General features: G+C 29.8%; 8 protein-coding genes. All 8 read right to left on the reverse strand.

The window, feature by feature from the left end; all coding sequences use genetic code 11:
* Positions 1–219: 219 nt before the first annotated feature.
* Positions 220–1,038, reverse strand: a complete 819-nt coding sequence (locus QZ735_RS17530) for a hypothetical protein (protein WP_294251228.1) — start codon at positions 1,036–1,038, stop codon at positions 220–222.
* Between the two features lie 115 nt (positions 1,039–1,153).
* Positions 1,154–2,143: a hypothetical protein gene (locus QZ735_RS17535; RefSeq protein ID WP_294251230.1), complete on the reverse strand. Its 990-nt coding sequence runs from the start codon at positions 2,141–2,143 to the stop codon at positions 1,154–1,156.
* Between the two features lie 178 nt (positions 2,144–2,321).
* A complete protein-coding gene (locus QZ735_RS17540; protein WP_294251233.1) occupies positions 2,322–2,780 on the reverse strand; it encodes a hypothetical protein in 459 nt (152 codons plus the stop codon).
* Between the two features lie 658 nt (positions 2,781–3,438).
* Positions 3,439–4,302 carry a hypothetical protein gene (locus QZ735_RS17545; RefSeq protein WP_294251236.1) on the reverse strand — a complete coding sequence of 288 codons (864 nt, stop codon included), beginning with the start codon at positions 4,300–4,302 and terminating at the stop codon, positions 3,439–3,441.
* A 6-nt stretch (positions 4,303–4,308) separates the two neighbouring features.
* A complete protein-coding gene (locus QZ735_RS17550) occupies positions 4,309–4,626 on the reverse strand; it encodes a hypothetical protein (protein ID WP_294251239.1) in 318 nt (105 codons plus the stop codon).
* A gap of 48 nt (positions 4,627–4,674) precedes the next feature.
* The gene (locus tag QZ735_RS17555) at positions 4,675–5,664 is read right to left on the reverse strand and encodes a hypothetical protein (RefSeq protein WP_294251242.1); all 990 of its coding nucleotides are present in this window, start codon (positions 5,662–5,664) and stop codon (positions 4,675–4,677) included.
* A gap of 189 nt (positions 5,665–5,853) precedes the next feature.
* A complete protein-coding gene (locus tag QZ735_RS17560; RefSeq protein ID WP_294251245.1) occupies positions 5,854–6,087 on the reverse strand; it encodes a hypothetical protein in 234 nt (77 codons plus the stop codon).
* Between the two features lie 28 nt (positions 6,088–6,115).
* Positions 6,116–6,420: hypothetical protein (locus tag QZ735_RS17565; protein ID WP_294251247.1), on the reverse strand; the 305-nt coding region annotated here is incomplete at its 5' end.

A 6,420-nucleotide genomic window follows, 5' to 3' on the forward strand; every position in this document is an offset into this window, starting at 1 on the left:
ATTATATACCTGCTGCTGTGAAATCAACATTACCGGTATTGCTTTTTTCCCTGTCTGCATATTGGCAATGACTTACAACATTACTATTTTCTGCTTATGCTTTTAAGGCACACGGAGAGTCTTATCAAAATATTTCATCATTCATCACGATGTAATTATCCTTACAACATCACCACGAATGACAAGAGAAGACGTTTTATAAAATTCCTTATAAACAATTTACAGATCTTTACAATCAATAAATCTGATGTGCAAAGCACTCGGAGATTGATCAATGTGCTCCAAAAAACCCATCAGAAGGATTTTTTCTTTCTGTTTTTCAATACTAAGTTCTCCCAGAATATCTGCTTGGTAGATTGGTAGAGATTCACATTCCGGACAGAAAATATTCCCTGAATTCTTTTTCAGCAGTATAATGGTTTTTTTTCCCGGACTTATTGCTACTGTATTTAATTCTTTGAGCTCATTTCCGGTATTTTTGTATGTATTTTTTATCACAATATCTTTGACCTGATGATATGATCTGAATGAAATACTTTGCTTTGAAACCGGTATTCCTTCTTCTTTTAAAATACCTGCAATTTCATCTTTATAGCTCTTGTAAAAACCTTTCAGAGAAATGATATTACCCGATTCATTATTGATTGTCCATGTCTTCAGAATTTCCGGTTCACTATGATCCCGGTCTTGCGTGACCAGTTGGATAGAGTAGTTATTATCTTCAGATGTCTTTGGCAACAGATTCAAGTACGTTAATTTCTTTCCGGCGGATAAGATCATTGCATCTCCTGCAATATACCTGATCCCATTATTTCCAAAAGCTTCTTTCCTAAGAACAGGCGAGTCATCAGCTAATTTTTGAAGATCAGGCAATTGAAAGAAACAGGGCTCTTCATCGGCTCTTCTGTCGGTTTTTGCAATGCTTATCTTTCTTTGCTGCATTGATTTATCTGTTTCATTTTTTTTATCTGAACATGAAATCAATAAGATCAATGCGTTGAAGCCAATTAACATTAAAAAGCAAGTGGTTGTTTTCATATTTCAAGTATCAAAGTGGTGTAGGTAAAAGTGAGAACTTTTTATACCATCATCAGTCCCTTATTCTGCTTTTATGTATATATCCTTTTTTACCCTCTTTTGTTTTGATCAGGAACTAATCTCCGGTATTTTCCAAAACTTCAACTGTTTCGCCAGAGCTAATTTTTTGCCGGATTGCGGATGTGGTATTTTTTTCTGTACGAAGGTTGGTGAACCCATCAGAATCTTGAATTATGGCAGTTTTATAATTATTATTAATGCTGATGATGTATTTTTTTAATGTGAGTTTGATATATTGGTTAAAATAATTTTTTTCAGACAGCGTTAATTTTTTAATAAGTGCTTCTCCAAATACCGGACTGATATCTGTAAAATTGATGGTTTTGTTTTGCCATCCGGTGTATAGGCTGGGAGAAAATATACACTCCTGGGTATTAAATTCAGATAAACTTTGCCTGAAAGATTCATCAAATTCTATTTCTTTTTCAGGGAAAATGAATAATTGACCGGGTTGCATATTGATTTCGCCTAAATAATCTGCAAAAAAAGATTCCTGAACAAAAAAATCATCTAAGTGCTGAATTATTAAATTTAATAATGTTACTTCATGATACTTAGTTCCTTGCCGTATAAAAAATAAGGGGTTTTCTATAAAAAATTTCACGATTTTTTCAGGATATAATTCTATACCATTATAAGCAATGAAGTCATCCTTTGATAATTCAGATAATATATAGAATGCCTCATTATCTGATAATTGCCTTGTTCTAAGATATAACAGTTGTGAAACTAGAGTCGATTTAAATTCATCATCTTCTGTTTTTATCTCTTTTAAATACTTAATAAATTTTTCCCTGTACTGGACATTCATTAAATCTGAAATTTTCACATCTTCTATATATGTACTATTATATTTATACTTTCTGAGATCAATATCATCTTTTGGAAAAACAGAGTTATCTATGGTCAGTCTGTCAATTAATTTTTCTTCTTTATCTGTTGTTGTTTCATCGGCTATCATAGTGCTTTTGCTGTTTTTCTTTTGACAATTATTTATAACTAATGCAAAACTTAAAAAAAATAGTAATAGGGATTTATTTAACATAATTTATTTTTTTAAAGTTAATTTTCCGGGTTTAATATCAGGATGAATTTTATGATATTGTATCCCCCACTCGTAGAATTTTCTTGCATCCTCATCCCATATTCTGATGCATCCGTGCGTCCGCATTAAATACGGGTTTCCCCTTGGTTCAAATGTTTCTGTTTCTTGTCTTTCAGGTCTACTTTTTTTTTAATTGTCTCTGTTCTGAGGAAACTTTCCAGCTTTCATTAGATTTAAGTTTGTAAGTAGTAAGATTATAGTGGCAGCAGCCAATACTATTTTGGACAGAAATTGTTTTAGCCGGAATATTTATATTTTCTGCAAGCATTCCATGCTGTAAAGGAAAAGTTTCTGCCGGAGTAAAAATTCCGTTTTTATCTTGAAAATAATATTCATATAATTCGCCGGCATTTCCTCCTGTATCCCAAAGAAGGGCAAAATCTATCAATCCATCAAAATTGAAATCTCTGATGACGAATTTTTTACATGGCAGGTCAATCATCGTTGCCCAGGAATTTGGTTCAAAATGAATCTCCTGTAACGTTTTACCTTTCCTGTCTTTAATAATAATCCATGCAGATACCGGATATTGCTTTTCTTTTTCATTCATAAACTCTCCGGCCTCTAAAATGAACATATATTTCCCTGAAGGATCATTAGAGATGCAGGATTTATTTTTAGATTGACAGGATTTATTTTTGATTGTTTTTACCTCTTTTTCAGCGATGAATAAGTCCGGTTCATAATTGTTTAATTGACAAGAGATAATACCTTTTCCTCTGAAGCCAGCTCAAAATATAAAATGACGATTCCTTTTTATCTAAAAACAAATAAGTTTGTTTTCTTTTGTTTCTAATATGATCAATAGTAAAATGAGAGTCTTCTAAAGATGTATGGTAGTATATTTTATTATTATCTATTTGAATAAATTTTTCTGTGTCTGTACAGTAATAGTATTCATTATTTTTTTCTTCATTAATAGATAGCCATTTCCCATTATATAAATGAGAGGGAAATTTGTTTATATCAATCTGATCCTGTACATTAATCATTTGCTTCTTCTGACAAGATATGAGAATTGAAATAAACAGCCATGCAAACGATACTTTAATGAGTTGTTTCATTGCTTGTTGATAAAAATTGAATCTATATCCACTCTGATATCATTATTTTTAATTTACATTTCTGCTTTTAAATAGATATATTTATTGGTGTTCGCTTCCTCAGTAAAATTTATAGAAATGTCTTGTAGTGAATTGATATAAGAACAATTTAAGGTGGGAAAGTATTTTATCTTATTTTAAAAGAATTGAATCAATGTCAATATTCTTTAAAAGGTGCTCTTCGGTTTTTTCTTTATTAATCCACTCTTCATTACCCGTTCTTGCATTTGTTTCCAAAGTTGCTATAAATACTTTTTCGATAAATAAATCGTTATTTTTATAAAAGACGGGGAATATCATTTTTCTAAAGGGTTTTTGATATTGATCTGCATATCCTAAAACCAAATTAAATGCTTGATTTTTTTTTGTAGAGATGTCTATTTCTATAAAATCACATTCAAAAGTTTTGCTAAAGAAAAAATTATTATCTATTTTTCCTGTCAGTGTATAACCTGTTGCTTTTTTTTCTACCAATAAGACGTCTTGAACATTATTTTTATTGAAGTCTATATCATATCTTTTTACTACCACAGGCTTACTATCGTGTGGCGGCGAGATGTTTTCTTCCTCACTCATATTTTCTTTTGACCTTAGAAAATATTTTCTGCAATCTGGTAAATCACATCCTGAAATTATTGTCTTTTCTCCGTCGTAAATAAATAGGTATGAACCTCCATTAATTTGTATATCATATTTTTTTCCATTATAATAATAACCCTCAATATCAATATTACAAGGCGTAACAGGATATGAGAAATGCCATTCGTTTTCTGTGATTTCCGAAGATAATTTCATTATCTCGTCAATATCTTTTTTTTTAAGAGACCAATTTTTGTCCCTTTCAGATATTTTCTCACCCGTTGTATATTCTCCTTGACATTTTGCAAAATATATTTCAGCTTTTTGTTTGTCATTTATTTTTACATCTTTCTCTTGCCTTTTGCATGATATGATAAATAAAGACAGTAGGGTGAGATATATGGTTGTATTTTTCATAATAATTTATAAATAATCTTTAATCGCATTAAATACAATTTGTCCTTCACCTTTTTCTTTAGGTGCTAAATGTTCATGACAGTCTATTTTATTTTTGTCTAAATTATAGTAGTTAATTAAAGCTTTAACAAGGCAGGCTACTGCTTTTGCCTGTTCGTCGGTTAAGTTTTCCCAACCAACAACAGGATTTTGACCTTTTAAACCCAATGTTGGTTTTCCGTTTTTATCATAAAAGGGGAAAAAATTATCAATAGATTTTTTAAACACTATTGCATTTATTACTTGAGTATAAAAAAATTGTTTAACTAGAAGTGGCAACTCCACTAATTAGTTGAATAGTTTTTTAGAAATTGTTTATATTATGATCTGTGATTATTCCGAAAGTACAAATTTTCCACTATTACTTATTTTATATTTATATAAATTTTTGTATTCAATACCATCACAATAGTAATAGTTATTAATTGTAATAATCTTATGTTTATCAATACAAAAATCTCTATATCCACTACACTCACTACTAAATGTTGAAGCAATTATAAGATTATCTATGTTCGTTTGTTTGTCATCAAAAGTCTGAATTTCTATTCTCGGTTGAATAATTTCTGAATCAAATAAGTATGTATAAAATACGGCATTAATTGTATTACTCACTTTTAATTTTCTGATGGCAAATGCATTTCCATTAAAGGGATAATGCATAAAGTTCGCTTGTTTATCTGAAACAAAATCTTCTGTATTTTTATGAAATTGAGTATTTAAATTGAGTTCATTAGTTTTTGCGATATTGTGATGAAGTAAAAACGTATCTAAATTTGTCTGATAGTAATTGCTTTTAGGAAGTGTATCAATTTTCAGACAGAAAGGCACTATTAATTCTTTTACATTTTTATCATTCTGACTAATCATAGTTTTTAATAAAATTTTACTAAATTCTATAAATGTTTTTTTTGCACCATTTGGAAGAGTTTCTAAAGCATTTTGATTTGTGCCTTCTAATATTATTTTATTAATATTGCGCAAATCATCATATACAAATGAATATATTTCTTTATATGTTTCAGCTAATTCTTCATTGATATACATATCAACATTGAATGTTACTTTATAGGTGAAATTATCTTTAATAATTTGATTTGCTGTATAAGTTACTGCACAGCTTGTCCCACAGCTAATTACAAATGATTTGTCTTGAATTTTTATTGAATCATTTATATGGGTTGATATCGGATCTGCCTTTTTAACTTTACGTGTATCTGAAATGGTTAGTATATTCTGTTTATCTATATTTTTCTTACAGCCTATTATTAGACATAATAAAAATTTCAGTATTAAAATTTTATTTGTTTGAATGAATGTCATTTCTTGAAATTATCTGATCTGTTATGTCTTCTGAATTTAAATCGTAAAAAGTATCTGTCATTAAAATATTCTGGGTACATATAGCATTTAATATTAGATGGAGAGACAGTGGTTTTTGTAATTCCTCTACCCACTTTTACATTATTTCTTTTGACAGATTGATTTCCTCCTAATATAGCAATATTTCCATTAGTTGATTTTTTCAATAACAAAGGCTACATGTTGACCACCACCATCCCAAACAATCATTGCAGTAGCTCCATATGCCGGTTTATTATCTTTTGTAAGTTTTCCTTTTTCCCAGGAATGATCAGAAAACTGCCCTTTACTATAAGCTCTTGCTCTAACGGCTCCGTAAGCACCAGGAGCACATAATTCGGATTTTTTTCTGTCTACTCCAGATATATGTGGAATTTGAAGCATTTAAAATGTATAAGTCGAATACACTTTATTACCGCTTTTCAATTGGTATCTTAATAATCCCATTGTGAGGTGGTGATGTCAATAAGCTTTCTATAAAGTATTTATTGTTTTTATAAAGTAAAGTGAAGACAGGATCCAAATTCGGAGATATCCCTTTCAATACTTTATTTTCAAGGAAAATTATTTTAAAGTTATTTTGATCAGCACTATACAGGCTTCCTACAAGCTTTAAATATTCATTTTTCCTGCGAGTTTTATCATCAACGTCCTCATACCAACTTTCAAAAATACAGTTATCAGGTTTTGTAATAGTAACAACAGCTTTTAAGTCTG

Source organism: uncultured Chryseobacterium sp., assembly GCF_913776365.1.
Classification (GTDB): Bacteria; Bacteroidota; Bacteroidia; order Flavobacteriales; family Weeksellaceae; genus Chryseobacterium.

Coding starts and splice junctions, on each gene's coding strand:
- QZ735_RS17545 (WP_294251236.1), bottom strand. CDS start 4,302: ATGAAAAATACAACCATATATCTCACCCTACTGTCTTTATTTATCATA.
- QZ735_RS17540 (WP_294251233.1), bottom strand. CDS start 2,780: ATGTTCATTTTAGAGGCCGGAGAGTTTATGAATGAAAAAGAAAAGCAA.
- QZ735_RS17530 (WP_294251228.1), bottom strand. CDS start 1,038: ATGAAAACAACCACTTGCTTTTTAATGTTAATTGGCTTCAACGCATTG.
- QZ735_RS17535 (WP_294251230.1), bottom strand. CDS start 2,143: ATGTTAAATAAATCCCTATTACTATTTTTTTTAAGTTTTGCATTAGTT.
- QZ735_RS17560 (WP_294251245.1), bottom strand. CDS start 6,087: ATGCTTCAAATTCCACATATATCTGGAGTAGACAGAAAAAAATCCGAA.
- QZ735_RS17555 (WP_294251242.1), bottom strand. CDS start 5,664: ATGACATTCATTCAAACAAATAAAATTTTAATACTGAAATTTTTATTA.